This window comes from Stenotrophomonas sp. X (genome assembly GCF_055721025.1).
The window spans coordinates 1,992,017-2,016,703 of record NZ_CM146756.1 but is presented as its reverse complement, the minus strand read 5'-3'; the positions used below and the strand labels follow the sequence as shown (position 1 = coordinate 2,016,703).

The window sequence follows — 24,687 nt, the reverse complement described above, 5'->3', positions numbered from 1 at the left end:
CTTCGATGGACGCCGCGACACAGATGGCGGCCGACGGCCTGCAGGCCTTCGGCATGATCGGCACGGTGCTGTGGACCATGCTGCGCATCGGCGCAGTGGCCATGGCCATGCCCATGGTCGGCACGCGTGCGGTGCCATCGCGGGTGCGCGTGGTGCTGGCCGGCACCCTGGCCATCGCACTGGCCCCGCTGCTCCCCCCGGTACCGGACTGGACCGGCTTCGACGCGGCTACGGTGCTGACCATTGCCCGTGAACTGGCCATCGGCGTGTCCATCGGCTTCATGCTGCGGTTGGTGTTCGAAGCCGGCGCGATGGCCGGCGAACTGATCGCGCAGGGCACCGGCCTGGCCTTCGCGCAGATGAGCGATCCGCTGCGCGGTGGTACCTCCGGCGTGATCGGACAGTGGTTCTACCTGCTGTTCGGGCTGCTGTTCTTCACCGCCAACGGCCACCTGGCTTTGATCTCGCTGCTGGTGGACAGCTATCGCGCGCTGCCGATTGGCGCCCCGCTGCCGGATCCCCATGCCTTCTTCAGCATCGCCCCGACCTTCCTGCTGACCGTGCTGCGCGGCGCGCTGAGCCTGGCCATCCCGCTGACCGTGGCGATGTTGGCGGTGAATCTGGCCTTCGGTGTCCTGGCGCGTGCCGCGCCTGCGCTGAACCCGATCCAGCTGGGCCTGCCGGTCTCGCTGCTGCTGGGCCTGTTCCTCCTGGCGCTGCTGGCCGGGGAAATGGGGCCGCCGGTACAGCGCCTGTTCGACGCCGCCTTCCAGGCCGCGGACGCGGTCACACGCTGACCCGGTCGTCACGTTCTACTGCTTGCCATGCATTTGTTTCTGTAGAGCCGAGCCCATGCTCGGCTGCCTTCGGCAGGAGTGGCAGCCGAGCATGGGCTCGGCTCTACAGGGGCGCAATTTCACGGATTGCCGCTTGAAGTCCCCCCGGGTCTGCGCGTTAGAGTGAATGCGCGGCAACCGGGGGGATGCCGCACCTGGCCGGCGCCCGTTCGCGTTGGCCTGCCTCATGCATGCCCCACCGTGGTTTCCGTCGACAGGCAGGTCCGGGAGACTGACGAATGCTGGTAGGCACGTACAACCCGTGGCTGGTGGCGATCTCACTGCTGGTCGCCGTGATGGCGTCGTACACAGCGCTGGCCATGGCCGGGCGCACGGTCACCGCCCCGGGCCGGGCAGCCGCCTGGTGGTGGCGCCTGGGGGGCGGATTCGCCATGGGCCTGGGCATCTGGTCGATGCACTTCATCGGCATGCTGGCGTTCGATCTGCCCATTGCACTGGGCTACGACCTGCCCATCACCCTGCTCTCGCTGGCCCTGGCGATCGCCTCGTCGGTGTTCGCACTGTGGCTGGTCTCGCTGCGCACCTTGCCCCATCCGCGATTGGCCGGCGGTGCCCTGCTGATGGGCACCGGCATTGCCGGCATGCACTACGTCGGCATGGCAGCGATGCGCATGCAGCCCGGGATCGACTACGACCCGGGCTGGCTGCTGCTCTCCCTGGTGGTGGCGGTGGCCGCGTCGTGGACCGCGCTCTACGTTGCGTTCCGCCTGCGCGCGCAGCGCACCCGCGTCGGTGACCGGTTGGCAGCCGCGGGCCTGCTCGGCCTGGCCATCGTCGGCATGCACTACACCGGCATGGCCGCCGCGCGTTTCCCGGAAGGCAGCATCTGCGGCGCGGCGGTCGGCGATGGCCTGCAGAGCGAGTGGCTGGCGATGCTGGTGGTGGTGCTGACGGTTGCGATCCTGGCGGTGGTGCTGGTGGTGTCGTGGCTGGACCAGCGGGTGGAGGCGCAGCTGCTGCGGCTGCGCAACTCGATGCTGAGCACCTCGTTGACCGATGCCCAGCAGGAACTGACCCAGGCCGCGCTGCACGACCCGCTGACCCGCCTGCCGAACCGCCTGCTGCTGCAGCGGCGCATCGTGCAGGCGCTGGCCGAAGCCGAACAGGGCGGCAGCCGTTTCGCGGTAATGTTCATGGACCTGGACGGATTCAAGCAGGTCAATGATGCCTACGGCCATCAGGCCGGCGACGCACTGCTGGTGGCGGTGGCCGAGCGTACCCGCCAGCTGCTCCGGCCCAACGATATGCTGGCCCGTCTGGGCGGCGACGAATTCGTGCTGGTGGTGCGCATCGAGCACGACGAGGATCTGCCCACCCTCGCCCGGCGCATCCTGCAGGCGGTGGGCAGCGGCCCGTTGCTGCCGGACAACGAACTGCAGGTGACTGCCAGCATCGGCGTGGCGATCTGCCCCGACCACGCTGCCAGCGAGCGCCAGTTGATGGCCTTCGCCGACGCGGCGATGTACCAGGCCAAGGAATCCGGACGCAACGCCTTCGTGCTGTTCGCCGACTGGATGAACGACAGTGCCGAGCAGCAGTTCCGGCTGCTGGCGGACCTGCGCCGTGCGATCGGCAGCGAGCAGCTGTTCCTGCACTATCAGCCGAAGATCCGCGTGGCCACGCAGAAGGTGGCCGGTGCCGAAGCGCTGATCCGCTGGAAGCACCCGGAGCACGGGCTGATCCCACCGGACCGCTTCATCCGCCTGGCCGAACGCAGCGGCGCGATCAACGAGATCGGTCGCTGGGCACTGGACCAGGCCTGCCAGCAACTGCGGCGCTGGCGCGACGCCGGGCATGAAGGCTGGTCGATGTCGGTGAACCTGTCGCCGGTGCAGTTCAGTTCGCCACACCTGCTGCAGGATGTGCGTGAAGTGATCGAACGCTATGGCATTGCCCCGCGCCACCTGGTGCTGGAGATCACCGAAAGCACGGTCATGCGCGATACCGATACCAGCCTTCGCCTGCTGCAGGCCCTGTCGGCGCTGGGCGTGGGCATCTCCATCGATGATTTCGGAACCGGCTATTCCAGCCTGCTGTACCTGAAGCGGCTGCCCGCCACGGAGATCAAGATCGACCACGCGTTCGTGCGTGACCTGGAACACAGTGCGGAGGACGTGGTGATCGTCTCGGCGATCGTGGCGCTGGGCCATGCACTGGACATGGACATCGTCGCCGAAGGCGTGGAAACCGCCGCGCAGCGCGCCTACCTGGAGCGCCTGGGCTGCGACTTCCTGCAGGGCTACCTGCTCGGCCGCCCGGTCGACGCGGCGCGCTTCATGCAGCTGCACGACCTGCCGCGGCCGCGGGTGGAGCTGGCGCAGAGCCCGCCGCAACAACACCCGCCCGGATAGCGCCGGGCAGCGCGACCACCTGCCATCACGGAACGATTCCTGCGGCACCCTCCTGTAGAGCCGAGCCCATGCTCGGCTGCGGTTGGGTCCAGGCGCGAAGCGCAGCCGAGCATGGGCTCGGCTCTACAGGAGGGTCGTCGGTAGATCCATGCCATGCGTGGAACAGTTCTTGCACGCACCCCGGCAACCCCTGCCGCAGTGCCCGTGATGTCCGAGAACGAATCCGCCGGCGAAAAGACCGAACAACCCACCGAAAAACGCCTGCGCGACGCCCGTGAACAGGGCAACCTGCCGCGCTCGCGCGAACTGGGCACCGCCGCCGTGTTCGGCGCCGGCGTGCTGGCGGTGATGGCCATGAGCGGCTCGATCGGACGCGGCGCCAGCGCCTGGATGAAGCAGGCGCTCAGCCCCGAGCAGAGCCTGCGGCAGAACCCGAAGGAACTGTTCGGCCACTTCGGTGATCTGCTGCTGCAGTTCATGCTGGTGATCGCGCCGCTGGTGCTGGTCTGCCTGCTGGCCAGCTTCGTCGCCCCGCTGGTGATGGGCGGCCTGCGCTGGTCGCAGAAGGCGTTGCTGCCCGACATCAACCGCATGAACCCGATGAGCGGGTTCAAGCGCCTGTATGGCCCGGAAGCCATCGCCGAGTTCACCAAATCGCTGCTGCGCGTGGCCTTCGTCGGTGTCGCTGCCGGGATGGTGGTGTGGTCCGGCTTCGACACCCTGCGCGGGCTGATCCACCACCCGCTGGAGACCGCCATCACCGACGGCCTCGGCTTCACCCTGCGCCTGCTGCTGGCCGCCGCCGGCGCGATGCTGGTGCTGGCCGCCATCGATGCGCCGTACCAGCGCTGGAACTGGATGCGCAAGCTGAAGATGACCCGTGAAGAGCTGCGCCGGGAAATGAAGGAAAGCGAGGGCAGCCCCGAGGTGAAGGGCCGTATCCGCCAGCTGCAGCAGCAGATGGCCAATCGCCGGATGATGGAAGCGGTGCCCACGGCGGACGTGGTGGTGGTCAACCCCACCCACTACGCGGTGGCCCTGAAGTACGAGGGCGGCGCCATGAACGCCCCCACCGTGGTCGCGCTGGGCGTGGACGAGACCGCCCTGCGCATCCGTGAAGTGGCCGACGGCAACAAGGTCGCGATCGTCTCTGCCCCGCCTTTGGCACGCGCCTTGTATCGGGAAGGCCAACTCGGAAAGGAAATCCCCGTGAGACTGTATTCGGCCGTCGCCCAGGTCCTGTCCTACGTCTACCAGCTGCGCGCCTGGCGCACTGGCCCGATGCCGGACGCCCCGCACATCGAGGTGGATGAATTCGGCAAGGGAGGCCGCCCGTGAGCGCCCAGCCCGCCACCGGATTCAACACTCGACGCGCCCTGGAAATGATCCGCCAGGGCCTTGGCGCGCCACTGATCGTGCTGGCCCTGCTGGCCATGGTCGTGGTCCCGCTGGCCGCACCGGTGCTCGATGCGCTGTTCACCTTCAACATCGCCATCTCGCTGATGGTGCTGCTGGCGGTGGTCTACGTGAAGCGCCCGCTGGACTTCACCATCTTCCCGATCGTGCTGTTGATCACCACCATGCTGCGGCTGGCGCTGAACGTGGCCTCCACCCGCGTCATCCTGCTCAACGGCCAGAACGGCCACGACGCTGCGGGCAAGGTCATCGCGGCCTTCGGTGAATTCGTGATCGGCGGCAACTATGCGGTCGGCATCGTGGTGTTCGCGATCCTGACCATCATCAATTTCGTGGTCATCACCAAGGGCGCCGGCCGCGTCTCGGAAGTGACCGCGCGCTTCATCCTGGACGCGATGCCCGGCAAGCAGATGGCGATCGACGCCGACCTCAACGCCGGTTTGCTGACGCGCGAGGAAGCCAAGCTGCGCCGCGAGGAAGTCCGCGAGGAAGCCGACTTCTACGGTGCGATGGACGGTGCCAGCAAGTTCATCCGCGGCGACGCCATCGCCGGCATCCTGATCCTGTTCATCAACATGCTTGGCGGCCTGGCCGTGGGCGTGCTGCAGCATGGCATGCCGTTCGGCGACGCCGCTGCCACCTACACCCTGCTCTCCATCGGTGACGGCCTGGTGGCGCAGCTGCCGGCACTGCTGGTGTCCAGCGCGGTGGCGATGCTGGTCACCCGCGCCTCGCGTTCGCAGGACATGGCCCAGGCCATGACCGGGCAGGTGTTCGGCCAGTACCGCGCGCTGGCGATCACCGCCGGCATCATCGGCCTGGTCGGCCTGGTGCCGGGCATGCCCAACGTCGCTTTCCTGACGCTGGCCTCGATCCTTGGCTTCATCGCCTGGAAGCTGTATCGCAAGACCAAGGCACCGGCTGCCGATGCGACAGGCAGTGGCACCGATGCCGCCGCGCTCAATGCACTCGGCCGCCCGGCCGCCGCGGCACCGACCGCCGAACTGAGCTGGGACGAGCTGCGCCCGGTCGATCCACTGGGCCTGGAGGTCGGCTACCGGCTGATCCCGCTGGTGGACAGCAACCAGGGCGGTGAACTGATGGCGCGCATCAAGGGCGTGCGCCGCAAGCTGACCCAGGATGTCGGCTTCCTGATTCCCTCGGTGCACATCCGCGACAACCTGGAACTGCCGGCCAACGGCTACCGCGTGCTGGTGCATGGCGTGCCGGTGGCCACCGCCGAGATCCACCCCGACCGCGAGCTGGCCCTGGATCCGGGCAGCGCGCTCGGCGCACTGGAGGGCATTGCCGGCAAGGATCCCGCGTTCGGCCTGGATGCCACCTGGATCCAGCCGCACCAGCGCGCCCAGGCCGAAACGCTGGGCTACACGGTGGTCGACCCGGCCACCGTGGTCGCCACCCATCTGTCGCACCTGATCCGCGAACACGCACCCGAGCTGCTCGGCCATGAGGAAGTGCAGCACCTGCTGGCCAACCTGGCCAAGAGCGCGCCCAAGCTCGTCGAAGATCTGACGCCGAAGGCGCTGCCGCTGTCGGCGGTGGTGCGCGTGCTGCAGAACCTGCTGGTCGAGCGCATTCCGATCCGCCAGCTGCGCAAGATCGCCGAGGCACTGGTCGAACATGCGCCCAGCAGCCAGGACCCGGCCGTGCTGACCGCCGCGGTGCGCACCGCACTGGGCCGCTTCATCGTGCAGGAGATCGCCGGAATGTCGGCGGAGCTGCCGGTGTTCACCCTCAACCCGCAATTGGAACGTGTCTTGCAGGAGTCCACGCAGGGCAACGGCGCCGCGCTGGAACCCGGACTCGCTGAGCGACTGCACCAGAGCCTGGCCGAATGTGTCAGCAAGCAGGAAGCCCGCAACGAGCCCGCGGTCGTGCTGGTACCTGGCCCGGTGCGCGCCGCGCTGGCCCGCCTGGTCCGCCACAGCGTTCCGTCGCTGTCGGTCCTGGCCTACAGCGAGGTGCCGGAGGACAAGCGCCTGAAGCTGGTCGGAACGATCAGCTGACGCCGCCCGCCGATGCGCCAGAAAACAGACACCACTTTCGAACCAACGCAACAGACAGACACCAAGGGGAACCCGCACCGTGCAGACCACCGACCACCCGAGTTCCCCGACCACCACCCCGCCGTCTTCGCCTCGTGACCACAGCATGAAAATCAAACGATTCGTCGCCGCCGACATGCGCTCGGCCATGAACCTGGTGCGCAAGGAGCATGGTCCTGACGCCGTGATCCTGTCCAACCGCCGGATCGAGGAAGGCATCGAGATCGTTGCCGCCGCCAACTATGATGAAAGCGCCGTGCAGCGTGCGCTGGAAGCCTCGCGCCGTGACGTTGCACCGCCGCCGGCACCCAAGCCGCGCACCGCCGCCGACGCGGTGATCGCCGCCGTCACCCGCCGCCGCAGCAGCACCCCGGCACCGGAACCGGTTGCCGCCACCACCTCGGCGGTGGCCGCCCTCGCCCGTGCAGCAGTGGGCGCTACCGGCCGCACCCTCGACAGCGCCGACGAGATCGTGCCGACCCGCGGCAGCACCGGCTTTGCCGCCACGCTGGCACGCGCCGCCGTCAATGAACCGGCACTGCCGGACCAGATCTTCGCCCCGTTCGCCGAGGCCATCGTTGCTCCGGCGCCGGCACCGGCCGTCGTCGCGCCGGCCAACCGCGCCCGTTTCCAGATCGATCCGCCGCACCAGGCACATCACGAAAGCGTGGCGCCGGCGGTGCAGCCGCCGCCGCTGCCGACCGCAGCCCTGTCTGAAACGCAGCCGGAGGTCGCCGTCAGCGAACCGGCGTTGGCCGATGCCACCGTCGAAGCCGCGCCGACGCCGACGCTCGCCCCAGCCCCGGTCCTGACCGTGGTCGCCCAGGACGACGCCGAGATCCGCCAGCTGCGCCAGGAAGTGGCCGGCATGCGCCAGGTGATCGAGCGCGAAATGAACCGCTTCACCGACGAGCGCCTGCGCGGCTGCCCGGTGCGCGCCACCGCGCTGGACCTGATGGACGAGTACGGCTTCGATGCTGGCCTGGCCCGCGACGTCGCCATGCAGATTCCGCTGGAGACCGAGGCGCACCGAGGCCGCGGCCTGATGCTGGGGCTGATCTCGCGCAAGCTGCCGATTGCCCCGGTCGACCCGCTGGAGGAAGGCGGCGTGATCGCGCTGGTGGGCCCGACCGGCGCCGGCAAGACCACCACCATCGCCAAGCTGGCCTCGCGGTTCGCCGAGAAGCACGCGCCGCGTGACGTGGCTCTGGTCACCACCGACACCACCCGCATCGGCGCCCGCGAGCAGCTGTATGGCTACGGCCGGCAGCTCGGCATCGCCGTGCACGAGGCCAACAGCGGCACCGACCTGGACCAGCTGCTGGAACGCCTGAAGGACTACAAGCTGGTACTGATCGACACCGCCGGACTGGGCCCGCGCGACCGCGCGCTGGCCGCCCAGCTGCAGTGGCTGCGCGCCGCGCGCCAGGTGCGCACCCTGCTGGTGCTGCCGGCCAACACCAGCTTCGGCGACATGGACGAGGTGGTCCGCCGCTTCGGTGCCGCCAACCTGCAGGGCCTGGTGCTGAGCAAGCTGGACGAAACCGGCCGCTTCGGCAACGCCCTGTCGGTGGCCGTGGACCACGCCCTGCCGATCACCTGGGTGACCGACGGCCAGGACGTTCCGGACGACCTGCACCGGGCCAGTGCGGCCAATCTCGTACTTCGCCTTGAAGATTTGCGCCGAGCGGCCGATATGCCCTGCAACCCGGAGTTGAACCATGCCGTCGCGTGAGTACGCCAAGCTGACCAAGACCTTCCCGCTGTCGGCCACCCGCAGCGAGCCGCTCGGCCCTGTGCGCACCATCGCCGTGACCGGCGGCAAGGGCGGCGTGGGCAAGACCAACGTGTCGGCCAACCTGGCCGTGGCGCTGGCCGGCATGGGCAAGCGCACGCTGCTGCTGGACGCCGACCTCGGCCTGGCCAACATCGACGTGATCCTGGGCTTGAACCCCACCTATACGCTGGCCGACCTGGTTGCCGGCCGCTGCTCGCTGGACGACGTCATCGTCGAAGGCCCGAACGGCGTGCTGGTGGTCCCGGCCGCGTCCGGCCGCCGGCACATGGCCGAGCTGGCCCCGGCCGAGCACGTCGGCCTGGTCAACGTGTTCTCCGAGCTGGAACGCGAGCTGGACATCATGGTGGTGGACACCGCCGCAGGCATCACCGACGGCGTGCTGACCTTCTGCCAGGCCGCGCAGGACACCGTGGTGGTGGTCTGTGACGAGCCGGCGTCGATCACCGACGCCTACGCGCTGATCAAGGTGCTCTCGCGCGAACGTGGCGTGGACCGCGTCCAGGTGGTGGCCAACATGGTGCGCGATCCCAACGAGGGCCGCGTACTGTACGAGAAGCTGACCCGCGTCTGCGAGAAGTTCCTCGCCGATGTCTCGCTGAACTACCTGGGCTGCGTGCCGCAGGATGACTGGCTGCGCCTGTCGGTGCAGCGCCAGCAGCCGGTGGTGAAGGCCTACCCGTCCAGCCCGTCCGCACTGGCGATCACCGAGATCGCGCGCCGCACGGCCCGCTGGCAGGCGCCGACCGAACCACGCGGCGGCGTCGAGTTCTTCCTCGAACGCATCCTCAAGCAGCGCGGGGTGGCGGCATGAAAGGCGCGGCCCAGTACAGGGAAGTCCAGCGCTCGGCGGCCAACGACGTCATCGCCCAGCACTCGGACCTGGTGCGGCGCATCGCCCACCATCTGGCCGCGCGCCTGCCGGCCAGCGTCGAAGTCGACGACCTGATCCAGGCGGGCATGATGGGCCTGATCGAGGCGTCGCGCAGCTACGACGCCGACCAGGGCGCCTCGTTCGAGACCTATGCCTCGATCCGTATCCGTGGCTCGATGATCGACGAGATCCGCCGTGGCGACTGGGTGCCGCGCTCGGTGCACCGCCGTGCACGCGATGCTGCGGCCACCATCCGCCGCCTGGAACAGAGCAGCGGCCGAGCCGCCAGCGCCACCGAAGTGGCCGCCGCGATGGAGATGCCACTGCCCGAGTACCTGCGCCTGATGGAAGACGCCGCGCGTGGCCAGGTGCTGAGCCTGGAGTCGCGCATCGAGGACCAGGGCGAGCTGGACACGGTCGCCCAGGGTAGCCCGACCCCGCAGCAGGTACTGGAGCGCAGCGAGTTCGGCCGCGAGCTGGGCAAGGCCATCGGCCATCTGCCCGAGCGCGAACAGCTGGTGCTCTCGCTCTACTACGAGCAGGAACTCAACCTGAAGGAGATCGGCGCGGTGCTCGGCGTGAGCGAGTCGCGGGTCTGCCAGATCCACGGCCAGGCCGTGCTGCGCCTGCGCGGCCGGCTGAAGGTATTCGAGGCCGTCGACGCCGGCCTCGAAGAATGAACATCCCCGAGGCAGCTGCCCCCGGCCGCCCGGAATGAACAACAAAGGAACTCTGCTTTGAACAAGAACATGCGCATCCTGATCGTCGACGACTTCTCGACCATGCGTCGCATCGTCAAGAACCTGCTGGGCGATCTGGGCTTCACCAACACCGCCGAAGCCGAGGACGGGCATGCCGCGCTGTCGCTGCTGCAGAGCCAGCCGTTCGATTTCGTGGTCACCGACTGGAACATGCCGGTCATGACCGGCATCGAGCTGCTCAAGGCGATCCGTGCCGATGCCAAGCTGAAGACCCTGCCGGTGCTGATGGTCACCGCCGAAGCCAAGCGCGAGCAGATCATCGAAGCGGCCCAGAACGGCGTGAACGGCTACATCATCAAGCCGTTCACCGCGCAGACGCTGGAAGAGAAGCTCGGCAAGATCTTCGAACGCCTGGCGGCCAGCGCCTGATGGACACCACGGTCGACAAGAATGCCCTCGCCCTGCGCCTGCAGGAAGCACTGGACGCACTGGAGTCCGGTGACGAAACCGCCTGGCGGCAACGCATCGACGGGCTGGTCGCGCTGCGCACGCAGCCGATGATGAGCGGCCTCTCGCGGCTGGCCCGCGAGCTCGGGCAGGCCCTGGGTGAACTGCCGACCGTACCCAGCGAGGCCGGCGAACTGGACGATGCCTGCGCACGCCTGGACCACGTGGTGGCGATGACCGAACAGGCGACGCACCGCACCCTGGACCTGGCCGAGGAATGCCGCAGCCTGACCGAACAGCTGCGCGCCGAAGGCCTGCAGCCGGGCCAGGATGCGCAGCTCGAGCGCATCCGCCACAACCTCACCGAGATCGCCCTGACCCAGAGCTACCAGGACCTGACCGGGCAGATCATCCGTCGCGTGGTCGGCATCGTCCGCCGCGTGCACGAGGGCTTCGGCGCGCTCGGCCTGCCGCCGGAACAGCATCGCACCGATCCGGAACTGGCCGGGCCGGCACTGAAGGGACTGGACCGCCACGCGGTCTCGCAGAACGACGCCGACGACCTGCTGTCGGACCTGGGGCTGTAAGCATGAGCGCGGTATCCGACGACATCACTGCCGATTTCATCATCGAGGCGCAGGAAATCCTGGATCGCCTGGGCGAACAGCTGGTGTCGCTGGAGCAGGCACCACAGGACACCGAGCAGCTCAACGCGGTGTTCCGGGGCTACCACACGCTCAAGGGCGGCGCCGGCTTCCTCGGCGTCACCGCCATGGTCGAGTTGTGCCACGCCGCCGAAGAAGCGCTGGGCATCGCGCGCGCGGGCCAGGCCGTGCTGCAGGCCCATCACTTCGATGCCGCCCAGCAATCGCTGGACTACCTGCAAGCGATGCTGGATGCAGTTTCCTCCGGCACCGAGCCGGGCTATGCGCCGCCGGAGCTGATCGCCCAGTTCGACATGCACGGAGGCGCCACCGCGCCGGCCGCCCCGACCGCCGTAGCGGCGGCCGGTAGCGGCGACCTGATCACCGACGACGAATTCGAGGCCCTGCTCGACCAGCTGCACGGTGGTAACGCGCCGACTGCGGTCGCGCCGGCAAAGAAGGCTGACGACGGCCTGATCAGCGAAGACGAGTTCGAAGCCCTGCTCGACCAGCTGCACGGTGGCGCCGCACCCGGCGCCAAGCCCATCGCTGCGGTAGCGCCCGCACCGATCGCGGCACCACGCCCACTGGCCGCACCGGCCGCACCGGCAACTGCAGCGGCGACCAAGCCGGCCGCCAAGCCGCTGGCCGAAGCCGAACATACCGTGCGCGTGGACACCAAGCGCCTGGACGCGATTGTCAATCTGATCGGCGAACTGGTGCTGTCACGCAACCGGCTCAAGACCCTGCGTGCGCGCCTGCGCGACGAGGAACTGGACCGCGCCGTGTCGACCCTGGACATCGCCACCGCGCGCCTGCAGTCGGCGGTGATGCGTACCCGCATGCAGCCGGTGGGCAAGGTCTTCTCGCGCTTCCCCAAGGTCGCCCGAGACGTTGCCCGCTCGCTGAAGAAGGAAGTGGACCTGGAGCTGATCGGCGCCGAGACCGAGCTCGACCGCAACCTGGTCGAAGCGCTGGCCGACCCGCTGGTGCACCTGGTCCGCAACGCCATCGACCATGGCGTGGAAATGCCCGATCTGCGCGAAGCACAGGGCAAGCCGCGGATGGGCCATGTACGCCTGTCGGCCCAGCAGGAAGGCGACTACGTCAGCATTGAAGTGCAGGACGACGGTGCCGGCATCGATCCGGAGAAGCTGCGCGCGAAGGCGCGTGAGAAGGGCCTGATCGATCCGGAAGCTGCCGCCCGCCTGAGCAGCGAGGAGTGCCTGCACCTGGTGTTCCTGCCTGGCTTCTCGACCAAGCAGCAGGTCACGGATATCTCCGGCCGTGGCGTTGGCATGGATGTGGTGCAGTCGCGCATCCGCGAACTGAGTGGCCAGATCCAGATCCAGTCCGAGCTGGGCCGTGGCAGCCGCTTCCTGATCCGCGTGCCGCTCACCCTGGCGATCCTGCCGACCCTGCTGGTGCAGGCCGGCGAGGACGTCTATGCACTGCCGCTGGCGCGCGTGATGGAAGTGCTGCACGCGCCGCGCACCTCGCTGGGCTGGTTCGATGGCCGCGCCGTGCTCGACCGTCGTTCGCATACGCTGCCGCTGGTCGATCTGCGCCAGTGGCTGGATGTGACGCCCGCCACGTCGACCCTGCTGACCATCGTCGTGCTGCAGGCCGGTGAAGCGCGCTTCGGCCTGGTCGTGGACCAGGTCCGCGGGCGCGAGGAAGTGGTCATCAAGCCATTGCCGAAGGCCCTGCGCGGCCTGCGCGGTTACGCCGGTGCAACCCTGATCGGCGATGGTCGCATGGCGCTGATCCTGGATGTGGACGGCCTGCGCAGCCCGCACGACTGACCCACTTGCTGAACCCGTAAAACCGTGAAGTCGCACCAGTAGCCCGTACCGGTGTCTCAAGTCCCATTCATACAAGCCGATACCGGATCCATGGATAGACTCAGCCTCATTGGACTCTTTCTCGCCCTGGCCTCGCTGGTCGGCGGCAGCATCCTCAAGGGCGCCGGCCTGGCGTCGCTGTGGTCGCCTGCGGCGTTCGTGATCGTCATCGTCGGCACCGTCGCTGCGATCCTGCTGCACACCTCGCCGGCGGTGTTCAAGCATGCGTTCAGCATCGTGCGCTGGGTCGTGCGTCCACCGCACAGCGACCGCCGCGAGCTGATCCAGCAGATCGTCGAGTGGAGCAACATCGCCCGCCGCCAGGGCCTGCTTGGCCTGGAATCGCAGGTGGAAGCACAGCAGGACCCGTTCCTGCGCAAGGGCCTGCAGCTGCTGGTGGACGGCGTCGAGCCCGAATCGATGCGGCACATGCTGGAAATCGAACTGGGCAGCCAGGAGCACCAGGACCAGGCCGGCGCCAAGGTGTTCGAAGCAATGGGCATCTATGCACCGACGCTGGGCATCATCGGTGCCGTGCTGGGCCTGATCGCAGTGATGAAGAACCTGGCCGACCCGAGCAAGCTCGGCCACGGCATCGCCGCCGCGTTCACCGCCACCATCTACGGCATCGCTTCGGCCAACCTGCTGTTCCTGCCGATCGCCGCCAAGCTCAAGAGTGTGATCTCGCACAACACGCGCGACCGCGAAATGGTCATCGAAGGCCTGATCTCGATCGCCCAGGGCGAGAACCCGCGCAACATCGAAACCAACCTCTCCGGCTTCCTGCACTGACATGGCCCGCCGCAAGCACCACGAAGAGCACGCCAACCACGAAGCATGGGCGATCCCCTATGCGGACTTGATGACGCTGCTGCTCGCCTTCTTCGTGGTCATGTATGCGATCTCCTCGGTGAACGAGGGCAAGTACCGGATCATGGCCGACGCGCTGACCGATGCCTTCGGTGGCGCACCGCGCACCATCAACCCGGTGCAGGTGGGCAACAAGCAGGTGCAGGGCGGCGGCTGGGACAGCCCCTCGGTGATCAAGTCCGGCACCAAGATCGGTCCCTCCGCGCCGGCGCCCTCGCACGACCCGACCCTGCTGCCGTCGATGGCCTCGCAGATGCGCATGCCGGTGTCAGTGCACAACCAGGAGCAGATCGCCCGTGCCGAGCGCCAGCTCAACACGATTGCCGATCGCCTCACCGCCGCACTGGCGCCGCTGATCGACCGCGGCATGATCAGCGTGCGCCGCACCGAACTGTGGATCGAAGTCGAGATCAACAGCGATATCCTGTTCCCTACCGGCTCGGCCGCGCTGGACGTGCATGCGCGGCAGACCCTGGCCAGCCTGGCCGAGGTGCTGCGCGACGTGCCCAACAGCGTGCGCGTGGAAGGCCACACCGACAACGTGCCGATCGCCACCGCCACTTTCCCGTCGAACTGGGAACTGTCGGCCGGGCGCGCCGCAAGCGTGGTGCACCTCTTCGCCGACCAGGGCGTGCAGCCGTCGCGGCTGGCGATGGTCGGCTATGGCCAGTTCCGCCCGCGCGAAGAGAACGACAGCGCGCAGGGCCGCAACCGCAACCGCCGGGTGATGGTCATCATCCTGGCCGACACGTCGCACTCGGTGGATCCGCTCGGCCAGCGCCTGAACGCAGCCACCGGCGCCACCGACAGCACCGTCACCGAACAGGCCGCCGCAACTCCGGCCAGCGCCCCCACCTCCCCCATCGCACCGGTGAAGTTGCCGCCGGTGCCGGCTGGCAGCCGCGTCGGCGCCGCCGTTCCCCCGGCAATGAAGGAGTAATCCGATGCGCATCTGGGCAGTCGCCAACCAGAAGGGCGGAGTCGGCAAGACCACCACCACCCTCGCCCTCGGCCGCGGCCTGGCCGCGCTCGGCCATCGCGTGCTGCTGATCGACCTCGATCCGCATGCCTCGCTCAGCCGCGCCTTCGGCGTGCCGGTGGACCCGCCGCCGGCCGGCGTACTGGAACTGTTCGGCACACCGCCAGCGGACCTGTCCGGCCTGTGCCATGCCAGCAACATCCATGGCCTGGACTACGTCTGCGCACAGTCGGCGCTGGCCACGCTGGAACGCCGCAGCGCCAACCAGCCCGGCCTCGGCCTGGCCCTGCAGAACGCGCTGGCGCGCCACCAGGGCCAGCACGACTACATCCTACTGGACTGCGCACCGACCCTCGGCCTGCTGATGATCAATGCGCTGGCCGCAGCCGACCGTCTCATCATTCCCACCCAGGCCGAGCCACTGGCCCTGCACGGCCTGGATGGCATGGTCCGCACCGGCGAGATGGTCGAGCGCTCGCGCCGCCGCCCGCTGCCGATCTCGATCCTGCCGACCCTGTTCGACCGCCGCACCCGCGCCGGCAACGAGTCGCTGCGCACCATGCAGGATCGCCACGGCAACCGCGTGTGGGAAGACGCCATTCCGATCGATACCCGCATCAGCAACGCCGCCGGGCTGACCCTGCCGAGCGCTGGCGAGGACTACCCGGGCCGTGGCCTGGCCGCCTACCGGCGCGCCTTGAACTGGATCCTCGGCGAGGATGCCCGCGCCCTGGAGCAGGCCGCATGAACAGTACCGGCATCCTTGACGACTACCTGGACGAACTGCTGGGCGAGGCGATGGTCGCGCCGCCGCCTGCCGTTCTGCCGCCCGCAGGCGCCGGGCCAGGCCCGGCGATCGAAGCAGTCGCCGAACGCGAACCGACCTGGGACGACCTGCCGGCCGAAGTGATCTACGAAACCGAAACCATCGCCGCCGCGCCGAGCGGGGACAGCGCTGCGCTGGAAGCCGCCTTCGAGAGCGCCGCACCACCCACGCGCGAACCCACCTGGGATGACCTGCCCGCCGAGGTGATCTACGAAACAGAATCCGTCGCCGCCGCGCCAAGCCCGGACGACGCGGTGCTGGAAGCGGCCTTCGAGAGCGCTGCCGCTTCCGCTAGCGCTGGGCCGGGTCCGGCGGGAGAAGCGGTTTCCGAACGCGAGCCGACCTGGGATGACCTGCCTGAGGAAGTCATCCACGAAACCGCGTCGGCACCCGCCGTCGTTGCAAACGCCGGTCCGGAACCTACCTGGGACGACCTGCCGGACGAGGTGATCTACGAGACCGATCCGGCCGACAGCCATCGCCTCGCCCACACCGACAGCCCCGGCCTGCAGGCCGCGTTCGAGGCGGCCGCCGGTGGCGAAGACGTAGCCACGCCACCGCCGGCCGTGGTCGCAGCACCGGTGGCCCCGACGGTTGCACCTGCAGCCCCGGCCCCGGCGGCGCGCACCGCCACTCCGCCGCCGCGCGTCGCCGCCGATGCCCCGGCAGGCAACCGTCCCGGCACCTGGCAGGAGCTGCAGGCGCAGGCCCACCAACCGGCCCGCAGCCCGCACCCGCAGAACCGTCGCGCCGGTGAACGCACTTCGCGCTGGCTGCGCCTTCGCTGCGGCACCCAGGCCTATGCGCTGGAACTGCTGAAGGTACAGGAAGTGGTGCTGCCGGTGCCCCTGCTGCCGCTGCGTGGCACTGCAGCGGCCATGCTCGGCATCATGAACCTGCGCGGCCAGGTGGTCCCGGTGATGGATCTGGGCCTGCACCTGGGCGCCGCCGCCGCCGAGGACGACGCGCAGACCCGCATCGTGGTCCTGGAGGAGGACGGCGAGACCATCGGCCTGCGCGTGTCAGCGGTCGAAGATGTCGCCAACCTCACCGATTCGCAGATCGAACCGCCCGATACCGCGCGCATCTGCCAGATCTCAAACGACCTGTTCCGCGGCGTGGCCCGGGTCAGCCAGCGGCCGATGATCCTGCTCGACGCCACCCGGCTGTTGAGCTGAGCCACCAGGAAAAAGGGGACGGAGGGGATTAAGTCGCAAGTGGCTCGGCGCTTTGCACCGAAGCGGTGCCTGTCGGGGACGCAAGGAGTTGATCCGTTGGATCAACACCTTACGTCCCCACTGCGCGGTCACCGTTGCCGAGGGGACTGCAGTAGAGCCAGCTCGCTTGCGACTTGATCCCCTCCGTCCCCTTTTGGACAGCGACCGCATCGACGTACCGCGTCGATTCTTCTAAAGAACCCCACCGGGGTGCCGTTATGGATCACGGAACCGTTTGTCCGGAGCAACGATGAGCACTGTCGAACTGGGTGGGGATCTCGGCATCGAGAGCACTACCGAGCTCAAGAACCGCCTCGCCCCCCTCGTGGAGCAGGCTGGCGAGCTGACCCTGGATGCCAGCCAGGTCGCCCGCATCCACACGGCCGCCGTGCAGGTGCTGTGTGCGTTCGTGCAGGCCCGCCGCGAGGCAGGCCTGGGCACCGGCTTCCACGGTTGCACTGCAACCTTCAGTGACGCCGCGCGCCTGCTGGGCGTCACCCAGGCCCTGGGCCTGGACGTAACCCATGACAACCTGAAATCTGTGGAGAACGCTGCATGAGCGCACGTATCTTGGTGGTGGACGATTCGGCGTCGATGCGCCAGATGGTGTCCTTCGCCCTCACCTCGGCCGGTTTTGCCGTCGAAGAAGCTGAAGACGGCGCGGTCGCGCTCGGTCGCGCCAAGGGCCAGCGCTTCAATGCGGTGGTGACCGACGTCAACATGCCGAACATGGACGGCATCGCGCTGATCCGCGAACTGCGCCAGCTGCCGGACTACAAGTTCACCCCGCTGCTGATGCTGACCACCGAATCGGCCGCCGACAAGAAGTCCGAAGGCAAGGCCGCCGGTGCCACCGGCTGGCTGGTCAAGCCGTTCAATCCCGAACAGCTGGTCGCCACCGTGCAGAAAGTGCTGGGCTGATCGCCCGGCGCCGCTCCCCCTCCTCGCTTCCGGATCACCACTGCCATGAGCATGGACCTGCAACGCTTCCACGCCACCTTCTTCGAGGAGAGCCGCGAAGGCCTCGATGCGATGGAGGCTGGCCTGCTGGCCCTGGAATCGGGGCAGCAGGACGCGGAGATCATCAATTCGGTGTTCCGCGCCGCCCACTCGATCAAGGGCGGCGCCGGCACCTTCGGCTTCGACGCGATCGCCGGCCTGACCCACGTGCTGGAAACGCTGCTCGATGAGCTGCGCGCCGGCAAGCGGGCCCTGGAAGGCCACGCCGTCGACGCCATGCTGTCCTCGGTGGACGTGCTGCGCGCCCTGCTGCGCGAAGCCGAACACGGCCAAGCCGCAGATCCCGCCGCAGTCGCTGCGGTGAAAGCGCGCCTGGAAGCGGTTCTTTCCGGCCAGGCCGCAGCGAGCGCCCCGGCGGCCGCGGCAGCCAAGGTGGACGATACGCCGGAAGCCTGGCAGATCGGCTTCACCCCGGCGCCGTCGCTGTTCATGAGCGGCAACGATCCATTGCGCATCATCCGCGAACTGGAACACCTCGGTTCGCTGCAGGTCGCTGCGCGCATGGAACGCCTGCCGGGCTTCGCCCAGCTTGATCCGCTCGAAGCCCATCTTGCGTGGGATCTGGGCCTGGTCGGCAAGGTGCCGCGCAGCAAGATCGAAGACACCTTCGCCTGGGTGCTGGACGATTGCGAGCTGGACATCCGTCCCGCCGCGCCGCCGAGCCTGGCCACCCAGGCGCCGGCCGCTGCGGCTCCCGCTCCGGTCGCAGCGGCACCGTCTGCACCTGCCGCGCCTGCCGCCAGCGGTGGTGCCAGCCAGGAAGCGGAAACCTCGATCCGCGTCAGCGTCGACAAGGTCGATGCGCTGATCAACCTGGTCGGCGAGCTGGTCATCACCCAGGCCATGCTCAAGCAGGTCTCGCATGCGCTGGACCCGGTCCACGCCGAGAGCCTGTTCGCCGGGCTGGACCAGCTTGAACGCAACACCCGCGACCTGCAGGAAGCGGTGATCGGCGTGCGCATGCTGCCGGTTGATGCGGTGTTCCGCCGCTTCCCGCGCCTGGTCCGCGACCTGTCCAGCCGCCTCGGCAAGCAGGTGCGCCTGCGCACCGTCGGCGAAGGCACCGAACTGGACAAGGGCCTGATCGAAAAGATCGCCGATCCGCTGGTGCACCTGGTGCGCAACTCGATCGACCACGGCCTGGAAATGCCCGACGTACGTCGCGGTGCAGGCAAGGATGAGACCGGCACGATCACGCTGGCGGCCTCGCATCAAGGCGGCCATATCGTCATCGAAGTCAGCGACGATGGCCGTGGCCTGGACCGCGCCAAGATCCTCGCCAAGGCCCACGAACGCGGCCTGGCCGTGCCGGACAACCCGACCGATTCGCAGGTCTGGGACCTGATCTTCCAGCCTGGCTTCTCCACCGCCGATGCGGTCACCGACCTGTCCGGGCGCGGCGTCGGCATGGACGTGGTCCGCCGCAACATCCAGGCACTGGGCGGCGAGGTGCAGATCGAAAGCAGCCTCGGTACCGGCACCCGCACGCTGATCCGCCTGCCGCTGACCCTGGCCATCCTCGATGGCATGACTGTGGCCGTGGCCGGCGAAACCCTGATCCTGCCGCTGGCCTACGTGCTTGAGGCATTGCAGCCGCAGCCCGAGGATATCCGCAGCATGGCCGGCGAGGGCCGCGTGCTGCGCGTGCGCGGCGAGTACCTGCCGATCCTGTCGTTGAGCGAGTACTACGGCTACGGCAACCGCGCACCGGGCAGCGAATCGCTGGTGGTGGTGGTGGAAGGCGATGGCCAGAAAATCGCGCTGGAAGTGGACGAACTGGTCGGCCAGCAGCAGGTGGTGGTGAAGAACATCGAGAACAACTACCGCCGTATCGGCGGAGTGTCCGGTGCCACCATCCTTGGCGACGGCCGCGTCGCGTTGATCGTTGACATCGGCGGACTGGTGCGCTCGCTGCGGATGCCGCAGGCCGCCTGATCCACGCCGCATGCGGGTCATGGACCGCCGCCCTTCGGGGCGGCGGTTTTTGTTTGTGTGCTCCATTCCAGCCGGGGTCAGATCCCTTTTCAGGGAAAGGGATCTGACCCCATCCCTTCTGTGAACTCCGTCGAGGCGATGGTTTCGCGCGCAACCACGTCATCCGAGCGCAAGCCCCGCCAGGCCAGCACTTTCGCGCCGTCATCCCTACGCAACCGAATGTGATCTGCGTCCATAAAGTCCGCGCGGACGGCGCCGTTATTTCGCTTTGACGGTCGTCACCGAACCCCACCGGGCACCCCCGTTCGCTCTGCAACCACCCCCAAACCGGCGCACAGACGCCGGCACTCTGCCCACCTGGAGCACCCTGCATGAAGTGGTTCCAAGATCTGCCCATCGCCCGCAAGCTGGCCGTGGGGTTCACCCTCACCACCCTGATGACCGTCGTACTGGGTGCCTTTGCCCTGATCCGCCTGTCCGAGGCCAACGCGCAGTTGCGCGACATGGCCGGTAACGATATCCCCTCGGTCCAGCACCTGGGCGAGGCGCGCTCGCAGCTCGGCGAGTTCCGCACCTACGAACTGGCCCAGCTGAGCATGCTCGACCAGCCGGAAAAGGTGGCCGACTACAACAAGCGCATGAACGACACCGCCAAGGCCGTGCATGACGAACTGGCGGCGTACGCGGCGTTGCCGGCGCTGGACAAGGAGCGTGAACTGTATCGCGCAGCCAGCGCACAGCTCGACCGCTACTTCGCCGCCAACAAGGCGATGCGCGACGCCGTGACCGCCGGTGACGGCGTCCTGGCGCGGCAGATCTCCGACGAACAGTCACGCCCGGCGCGCCGCGACCTGTTCGCTGCGATGAAGGCACTGGGCACCCACATCGCCGGCCAGATGGACCACAAGATCGCCGACGCCAACGCCACCCACCGCACCAGCATGATTGCCATCATCGGCTGCATCGTGCTGCTGTCGCTGGTCGCTGCCGCGCTGGCCATCGTCATCTCGCGTGCAGTGACCGGCCCACTCGGCAAGGCCGTGCATGCCATCCAAGCCGTTGCCCGCGGTGATCTCAGCGTCAGCACCCAGGCCACCAGCAGTGACGAAGCCGGCAGGATGCTCGCTGCCACCGCCGAGATGACGGCGATGCTGCGACGCTTCAGCGAGCAGACACAGCTGATGGCACAGATGCACGCTGGCCCGGACATCAGCCATCGCATCCCGGAAGATTTCCCGGGTGTCTACGGCCAGCTGGCCAATGGCATCAACACGGTGATCTTCGAGCACCTCGATGCGATCGTCGATGCCATTGAAGTACTCAACCAGTACGCCATCGGCAATCTGAGCCCGGATGCACGCCGCCTGCCCGACAGCCGCGCGATCCTGCACGAATCCATGGACGCGGCCAAGGCCAGCCTGCTGGCGATCAATTCGCAGATCCAGCACCTGGCTGCGGCGGCCGCCGCCGGTGACTTCAGCCAGCGCGGCGACGCACAGCGGTTCCAGCACGACTTCAAGGTGATGATCGAGCACCTCAACACCATGATGCAGGTGGCTGACGGCAACCTCGGCCAGCTCTCGCAGCTGCTGCAGTCGATCGCCACCGGCGACCTGACCGCACGCATGGAAGGCCAGTTCAATGGCGTGTTCGCCCGCATGCGGGATGATGCCAACACCACGGTCGCGCAGCTGACCCAGATCGTCGGCCAGATCCAGGCCAGCGCTTCCAGCATCACCCTGGCCGCCGGCGAGATCGCCTCGGGCAACAGCGACCTGTCGCGCCGGACCGAACAGCAGGCCGCCAACCTGGAAGAAACCGCGGCCTCGATGGAGGAACTGACCTCCACCGTGCGCCAGAACGCCGAGCACGCTCGCCAGGCCAACCAGCTGGCCATCGGCGCCCATGGCGTCGCCTCGCAGGGTGGCGAGGTCGTCGGCCAGGTGGTCACCACCATGTCCGCCATCGAAGCCTCGTCGAAGAAGATTGCCGAGATCATCTCGGTGATCGACGGCATCGCGTTCCAGACCAACATCCTGGCGCTGAACGCCGCCGTGGAAGCCGCGCGTGCCGGTGAACAGGGTCGCGGATTCGCCGTGGTCGCCAGCGAAGTACGCACCCTCGCCCAGCGCTCGGCCGCTGCCGCCAAGGAAATCAAGGGCCTGATCGACGACTCGGTCGGCAAGGTCGCCGAGGGCTCCAGCTTGGTGCACCAGGCCGGCAGCACCATGGGCGAGATCGTCGCCTCGGTGCAGCGCGTGACCGACATCATGGCCGAGATCTCCGCTGCCTCGCAGGAACAGAGCGCGGGCATCGAGCAGGTCAACCAGACGGTGGTGCAGATGGACGAGACCACCCAGCAGAACGCCGCACTGGTGGAGGAAGCCACCGCCGCCGCACGTGCGATGGAGGATCAGGCCGTGCAGCTGGGTGAAGCCGTGGCCCGCTTCCGGCTGGCATCGCACGGCACGACGGCCATTCCGGCACGCCCGCTGACGGCACCGGTACCGCGCCAGGTCGCAGCCGCCGCGCCTTCGGCAAAGCCGGCTTCCGCGCGCCCCCTGCGCAGCTCGACGGCGCAGCCGGTACTGGCCGCCGACGGCGACTGGCAGGAGTTCTGACAGAACCACGGGGTCAGATCCCTTTCCCGTGGGAAAGGGATCTGACCCCTTACGCGTGGAAAGTGATGCAAATCCCACTTCATAATCCGGTGCAGAGGCCGATATCCCCATCGAGCCTCGCGCCAATGCGTGCTGGCGCCCGCCCCTGACCGTAGATTCCATGTCCGACGGCAACGACACTGCAGTGCATGATGTCCACGCGGCCGACGCCGCTGACGAGCGCTTCCTGGTCCGCAACCCGCGTCAGCTGCGGCAGCTGCTGCGCTCGCTGATCGACCAGCGATCATTGATCAACGCGCACATCGACGGCCGCGACCGTTCGTTCCCCACTGCGCTGCTCGACCTCGACGAAGACGAGGACTACCTGCTGCTCGATGGCAGCCCGCAGGAAGCTTCCAACCGCGCCGCCGAGCAGGCCGATCACCTGCTGTGCTTCGCCCAGCTCGAACGGGTGCTGGTGCGCTTCCGCCTGCACGAACTGCAGCGCGTGGACAACGACGGCCACGTGGCCTTCCGTGCGCCGCTGCCTGACGAACTGGTGCACCTGCAGCGCCGCGAACTATACCGGCTGGAGACGCCAGTCACTGATTCACCGCAGCTGCTGCTGCCCCCCGGCGAAGCGCGGGCCGAAGCGCTGTCGATGCGGGTGGTGGACATCAGCGGTGGCGGCCTGGCCGTGGTGGTGCCCAATGACTGCGCGGTATTTGGTCTGCAGAAGCGCTATCCGGCGCAGCTGTCGCTGCCGGACGGCCCCGACCTGGACATCGCGCTGGTGGTCTGCAACCTGTTGCCCCAGCGCCAGCCCAACGGCATCGAGGTCAAGCGCGTGGGCATGCGCTTCGACAGCCTGCCGCGCGGCGCCGACAGCGCCATCCAGCGCTACATCTTCCGCATCGACCGCCAACGCAAGGCACGCCGCAACGGCGAGCTCTAAGGCCCGGCCAACAGGTAGTGCCGGCCGCTGGCCGGCAACGTCGCGACAATGCGGGTACGGCCATTGCCGGCCAGCGGCCGGCACTACCGATCTCCGGTGGATCCACGCCATGCGTGAATGCCTTTCCCCGGGCACCTAAAGTCCCCCCCAGCGGGGCCGATATCGAGCCTGACACCGGGACTTCCGGCAGAACCAGGACCCCTCGATGAACGACAAGACCAGCTCCGCCGCCAGCACCGGTGGCGAATTCCTCAGCTTCACGCTTGGTGACGAGCACTACGGCGTGGACATCCTCAAGGTGCAGGAAATCCGTGGCTATGATGCGGTTACCCGCGTGCCGGATGCCCCGGACTACATCAAGGGCGTGATCAACCTGCGCGGCACCATCGTCCCGGTCATCGACCTGCGCCTGAAGCTGCGCCTGGACAACGCCCGCTACGACGCCTTCACCGTGATGATCGTGCTGAACGTCGACGACCGCGTGGTCGGCATCGTCGTCGACAGCGTCTCCGACGTGATCCCGCTGTCGGCCGAGCAGATCCGGCCGACCCCGGAATTCGGTGCCGCCGTCGATACCCGCTTCATCTCCGGCATCGGTACCCATGACGACCGCATGCTGATCCTGCTGGACATCGAGACCCTGCTCGACAGCGCCGACATGGGCCAGGCCAGCCTCGCCGAAGACGTCGCCGCCTGAGCAACCGGAACTGCTTCACGTTCCAGTCACAAAACCCTTCAGTTCCCTTCGGCGGTGCCGATAGGGGGACAGAAGCCGGCCGCGCAGGAGCGCGCAGGACCGGCCCGATCGTTACCATCCCCGGAGATACCCTCGATGAAGTCCCTGTTTGCGTTCGTCTCGGCCGCTGTCCTGGCCACCACCGCCACCTCCGCTTTCGCCCAGTCGGCCGACATGATCCCGCCGGAAATGGCGCCGCGTTCGGTCGGCAAGGACGGCATGGTCTGTGGCAAGGTTGAAAAGGCCCGCTACGCAGAAGGTTCCGAAGGCCAGCCGACCTTCCTGTACATGGGCGGTGCCTTCCCGCGCCACACCTTCTCGGCCCGCATCGCCGGCGAGAACCGCGGCAAGTTCTCCTTCCCGCTGGAAACCCTGGAAGGCAAGACCGTCTGCGTGATCGGCAAGATCCAGCGCGACGCCTCGCGCGCGGAAATCGAAGTCAGCTCGCCGGCTGGGCTGAAGCTGGCCAACATCAAGTAATCCGCTGTCCGTCGAACTACGCCGGACCTGGTGCCGGCGTGGTTTCTGCTGCAACCGGGCCCGATGCCCGGGCG

The 24,687-nt window shown here is 68.0% G+C and carries 21 protein-coding genes; all 21 read left to right on the top strand.

Going from position 1 to position 24,687, the window contains the following annotated elements:
* Positions 1 to 5: 5 nt before the first annotated feature.
* On the top strand, positions 6 to 797 hold the full coding sequence (fliR, locus tag ACZ75I_RS09230) for a flagellar biosynthetic protein FliR (protein ID WP_049412889.1): 792 nt from the start codon (positions 6 to 8) through the stop codon (positions 795 to 797).
* A gap of 278 nt (positions 798 to 1,075) precedes the next feature.
* Positions 1,076 to 3,208, top strand: a complete 2,133-nt coding sequence (locus ACZ75I_RS09225; RefSeq protein ID WP_472959007.1) for a putative bifunctional diguanylate cyclase/phosphodiesterase — start codon at positions 1,076 to 1,078, stop codon at positions 3,206 to 3,208.
* A gap of 207 nt (positions 3,209 to 3,415) precedes the next feature.
* Positions 3,416 to 4,546 (top strand): flagellar biosynthesis protein FlhB, encoded by a 1,131-nt coding sequence (gene flhB / locus ACZ75I_RS09220; protein WP_472959006.1) that lies wholly within the window; start codon positions 3,416 to 3,418, stop codon positions 4,544 to 4,546.
* Positions 4,543 to 6,651 (top strand): flagellar biosynthesis protein FlhA, encoded by a 2,109-nt coding sequence (gene flhA, locus ACZ75I_RS09215; RefSeq protein ID WP_429000305.1) that lies wholly within the window; start codon positions 4,543 to 4,545, stop codon positions 6,649 to 6,651. The genes flhB and flhA overlap by 4 nt, the downstream gene beginning before the upstream one ends.
* 145 nt (positions 6,652 to 6,796) lie before the next feature.
* Positions 6,797 to 8,425, top strand: coding sequence for a flagellar biosynthesis protein FlhF (gene flhF, locus ACZ75I_RS09210; RefSeq protein WP_138951071.1), 1,629 nt, complete (start codon positions 6,797 to 6,799; stop codon positions 8,423 to 8,425).
* A complete protein-coding gene (locus tag ACZ75I_RS09205) occupies positions 8,412 to 9,299 on the top strand; it encodes a MinD/ParA family ATP-binding protein (protein WP_072166952.1) in 888 nt (295 codons plus the stop codon). The genes flhF and ACZ75I_RS09205 overlap by 14 nt, the downstream gene beginning before the upstream one ends.
* On the top strand, positions 9,296 to 10,039 hold the full coding sequence (locus ACZ75I_RS09200) for an RNA polymerase sigma factor FliA (protein WP_472959005.1): 744 nt from the start codon (positions 9,296 to 9,298) through the stop codon (positions 10,037 to 10,039). The genes ACZ75I_RS09205 and ACZ75I_RS09200 overlap by 4 nt, the downstream gene beginning before the upstream one ends.
* Before the next feature lie 57 nt (positions 10,040 to 10,096).
* The gene (cheY, locus tag ACZ75I_RS09195) at positions 10,097 to 10,489 is read left to right on the top strand and encodes a chemotaxis response regulator CheY (RefSeq protein WP_005413247.1); all 393 of its coding nucleotides are present in this window, start codon (positions 10,097 to 10,099) and stop codon (positions 10,487 to 10,489) included.
* Positions 10,489 to 11,094: a protein phosphatase CheZ gene (locus ACZ75I_RS09190; RefSeq protein WP_032129220.1), complete on the top strand. Its 606-nt coding sequence runs from the start codon at positions 10,489 to 10,491 to the stop codon at positions 11,092 to 11,094. Before cheY ends, ACZ75I_RS09190 begins: the two co-directional genes overlap by 1 nt.
* 2 nt (positions 11,095 to 11,096) lie before the next feature.
* Entirely contained in the window at positions 11,097 to 12,956 is a 1,860-nt protein-coding gene (locus tag ACZ75I_RS09185; protein WP_180870882.1) for a chemotaxis protein CheA, read from the top strand.
* A gap of 90 nt (positions 12,957 to 13,046) precedes the next feature.
* Entirely contained in the window at positions 13,047 to 13,787 is a 741-nt protein-coding gene (locus ACZ75I_RS09180) for a flagellar motor protein (protein ID WP_049413360.1), read from the top strand.
* A 1-nt stretch (position 13,788) separates the two neighbouring features.
* A complete protein-coding gene (gene motD, locus ACZ75I_RS09175) occupies positions 13,789 to 14,805 on the top strand; it encodes a flagellar motor protein MotD (RefSeq protein WP_005416419.1) in 1,017 nt (338 codons plus the stop codon).
* 4 nt (positions 14,806 to 14,809) lie between these two features.
* Positions 14,810 to 15,592: a ParA family protein gene (locus ACZ75I_RS09170; RefSeq protein WP_069138615.1), complete on the top strand. Its 783-nt coding sequence runs from the start codon at positions 14,810 to 14,812 to the stop codon at positions 15,590 to 15,592.
* Complete coding sequence (locus tag ACZ75I_RS09165) at positions 15,589 to 16,848, top strand: chemotaxis protein CheW (protein ID WP_472959004.1); 1,260 nt, start codon at positions 15,589 to 15,591, stop codon at positions 16,846 to 16,848. Before ACZ75I_RS09170 ends, ACZ75I_RS09165 begins: the two co-directional genes overlap by 4 nt.
* A 289-nt stretch (positions 16,849 to 17,137) precedes the next feature.
* Complete coding sequence (locus tag ACZ75I_RS09160; protein ID WP_061478730.1) at positions 17,138 to 17,446, top strand: STAS domain-containing protein; 309 nt, start codon at positions 17,138 to 17,140, stop codon at positions 17,444 to 17,446.
* A complete protein-coding gene (locus tag ACZ75I_RS09155) occupies positions 17,443 to 17,808 on the top strand; it encodes a response regulator (RefSeq protein ID WP_005409521.1) in 366 nt (121 codons plus the stop codon). The genes ACZ75I_RS09160 and ACZ75I_RS09155 overlap by 4 nt, the downstream gene beginning before the upstream one ends.
* A gap of 45 nt (positions 17,809 to 17,853) precedes the next feature.
* Entirely contained in the window at positions 17,854 to 19,842 is a 1,989-nt protein-coding gene (locus tag ACZ75I_RS09150) for a chemotaxis protein CheA (protein WP_134971682.1), read from the top strand.
* Positions 19,843 to 20,213: 371 nt separating this feature from the next.
* Positions 20,214 to 22,463: a methyl-accepting chemotaxis protein gene (locus tag ACZ75I_RS09145; protein WP_472959003.1), complete on the top strand. Its 2,250-nt coding sequence runs from the start codon at positions 20,214 to 20,216 to the stop codon at positions 22,461 to 22,463.
* Between the two features lie 160 nt (positions 22,464 to 22,623).
* Positions 22,624 to 23,397 (top strand): flagellar brake protein, encoded by a 774-nt coding sequence (locus tag ACZ75I_RS09140; RefSeq protein ID WP_061480762.1) that lies wholly within the window; start codon positions 22,624 to 22,626, stop codon positions 23,395 to 23,397.
* Positions 23,398 to 23,602: 205 nt separating this feature from the next.
* Positions 23,603 to 24,094, top strand: coding sequence for a chemotaxis protein CheW (locus tag ACZ75I_RS09135; protein ID WP_134969444.1), 492 nt, complete (start codon positions 23,603 to 23,605; stop codon positions 24,092 to 24,094).
* 135 nt (positions 24,095 to 24,229) lie between these two features.
* Entirely contained in the window at positions 24,230 to 24,613 is a 384-nt protein-coding gene (locus ACZ75I_RS09130) for a hypothetical protein (protein ID WP_061480764.1), read from the top strand.
* Positions 24,614 to 24,687: the final 74 nt, after the last annotated feature.